This is a genomic window from Kitasatospora sp. NE20-6 (assembly GCF_045862635.1).
In genome coordinates this window covers 1-2,872 of sequence record NZ_BPRL01000147.1, presented here as the reverse complement: position 1 = coordinate 2,872, position 2,872 = coordinate 1, and the positions used below count along the sequence as shown (strand labels likewise).

Sequence of the window (2,872 nt, the reverse complement as noted above, 5' to 3'; positions counted from 1 at the left end):
GGCACCCGCGGCAACAACCCCCCCAACCCGTCCTCCCACCGCACACCCGGCAACCCCGACGGCACCCCCGGCAACCCCCCCAACTCCACCAACACGTCATCCACCGAACGCCCACCAGAACCACCCCCAGGAACACCGTCCCCGCCCTCGTGCACCGCACGCTCCGCCGCGACCCCGCCCTCACGCACCGAGGCGGCGTCACCCACCGGCCCCCCGACGGGCAGCCCGGCAACCTCCCCGTCCCCCTTCACCGCACCCGGCCCGACCGGACCCTCCACCGGCGAGGCAGCCCCACCCTCACGCACCGAGGCGGCGTCACCCACCGGCGAAGCAACCTCCCCGTCCGCCCTCACCGCACCCGGCCCGACCGGCCCCTCCACCGGCGAGGCAGCCCCACCCTCACGCACCGAGGTGGCATCACCCACCGGTGAGGCATCCCCACTCTCGTGCACCGAGGCAGCCCCGCCCTCACGCACCGAGGTGGCATCACCCTCACGCACCGGCGAAGCAACCTCCCCGTCCGCCTTCACCGCACCAGGCCCGACCGGCCCCTCCACCGGCGAGGCAGCCCCGCCCTCACGCACCGAGGTGGCATCACCCACCGGCCCCCCGACGGCCACCACCGGCGAGGCATCCCCGTCCGCCTTCACCGCACCGGGCCCGACCGGCCCCTCCACCCTGACCGCGCCCTCACCCAACGACACGAAATCCGTCGCACGACCGAACCGCCCCACCGCACCCGGAACCGGACCCGCCCCGGAACCCGACCCCTCACGCACCGACGAACCCACACCCGACCCATCCACCGAAGCGTCGTGCACGCCACCGCCCTCGGTCCGCACCGCCCCCGTGCCCGTGCCCGTGCCGGTCGGGGTGGTGCTCTCGGCGGCAACGCCCGGTACCCGCCCAGCCCTCACGTCCCCACCAGTGCCGCCACCGCCACCGGTGCCGGTGGTCGGGCCCTCACCCCGCCCCGGCCCGGCCCCCGGCCCCGCACCACGGCCACCGACACCACCGGCACCGCCGGCATCACCCGCCGGCAGATGCGCACCACCCGCCGGCCCCTCCACCCGCGGACCCAGCCGCGGCACCGGGAACGGCGCCGGATGCCCCGCCACGTTCGAGGCCAACGACAGAACGGTAAGCGGATGGAGGGGTCCGAAATACGGGCTCTGACCGTCGGCGACCGGCGCATGCTGCAGTTCATGCACCCAGGCCACGTACCGGCGCATCACCGGCGCGGCCGCCGTGTGCAGTCCGCGTGCCAGCAGACCTGTCGCCAGACCCGCCGCGAACATCTCACCCGTTGCCGTGAACTGGTGCGCATCGGTGAAAACGAGGTTGTAGAAACCGACCGTCAGAACGTTCTGGATGCCGCCGCGCATCTGCTCACCGACCGCGAAACCCACCCGGTACGCCACGTTGCCCACCGGCATGTGTTCCGCGAGTTCCGGCAACCGCTTCGCCAGCGCCTCCACCCCATGCGTACCCAAAGCCCCCGCCACACCCTCGCCACCCGACTGCAGCACCCTCTCCAGCGCCCCGCCCAGCGCGGTGTGATCCGCCCCCGCACGCCCCCAGCCCCGCACGAACGCCTCACCGAACTCACCACCCAGCGCATGCGCCGCCTCCCGGCCCAGCGCCCCGCCCAGATGCTTCTCGAACACCCCCGCCATGCCACCCCGGAACGCATTCGCGACCGACCCCTCACCCCACTCCTGGAACCCGTGCGCCAACCACGGCGACGCCGCATCCACCACCTTCCCCAGATCCCCCGCGAACCCCCGCGCCGCCCCCGACGACAACCCCCACACACCCGACCCCGCACCGTGCTCCAACAGATCGTCCGTGGACCGGCCCGCGACCGACCCCGCATGCCCCGACAGCTCGTCCGTGGACCGGCCGGCGATCGATCCCGCGTGCCCCAGCAGCTCGTCCGTGGACCGGCCCGCGATCGCCCCCGCGTTCCCCAGCAGGTCGTCCGTGGACCGGCCCGCGACCACGGCGAGTTTCTCCAGTGCCCCCGCAGCCACCTCCCCGCCCACATCCCCCGCACCACGCCCCGCCGCCCGCGCACCCGCCCCCAGCACATCCCCCGCCGCACCGTCCAGCCCCTTCGCCAGCTCCCGCCCGAACACCGCCCCCGCACCACGCCCCGCCACCGACCCGAACAACTTCCCCAGCCCCGTACCCAACAGACCCACCGGCCCCGCCAGCGCACCCCCGATCGCACCGAACTCCAACGCCTGCAGCTGCAGATCCGTGTCCCACGCACTCCGGTCCCCATGCCCGAACTGCAGACCCTGGATCACCCCGTCCAGCGCCAGACCACCCGTGATCCCCGTGAACGTGTGCACCAGCACCGACTTCAACAAGTACCGCATCAACGCCGTCAGCACCTGCCGCACCAGCGCGAACTCCCACGCCAGATTCACCAGCGACGCACCGAACGTGAACGGCGCCCACGCCACACTGAACGCCACCTCCACCAGCAACTGCACCAACTGCGCGATCGACATCCACTTCGTGTACTCCACCGAGTTCGCGACATCCCCCGCACACACCGCCAGCTCCGCCGCCGTCACCGCCGTCTGCGTCACATAGTCGTCACCCCCCGCAGCCCCGATGAACTCCCGCATCCGCGCAACGAACGCATCCGCCGCCTCACCCTCGAACTGCCCCAGACACAACGACACCAGCTCCACGATCAACCCACGCAACACCGGCATGTCCGCCGCCAACGCCTCGTAGTCGTCCCGCACATCCCGCAACACCCCCTCACGCGCCCGCGGCCACTCCATCCCCGTCACCTTCGAGAAAAACGCCGCAAAATCATCACCGATCTCGATCGACGAATGCGACATCACACAAC

General features: G+C 72.2%; 1 pseudogene. It reads right to left on the bottom strand.

Annotated elements, in window-relative coordinates:
• Positions 1 to 2,872, bottom strand: a pseudogene (locus tag SNE206_RS39835) (hypothetical protein); the annotation flags it as partial.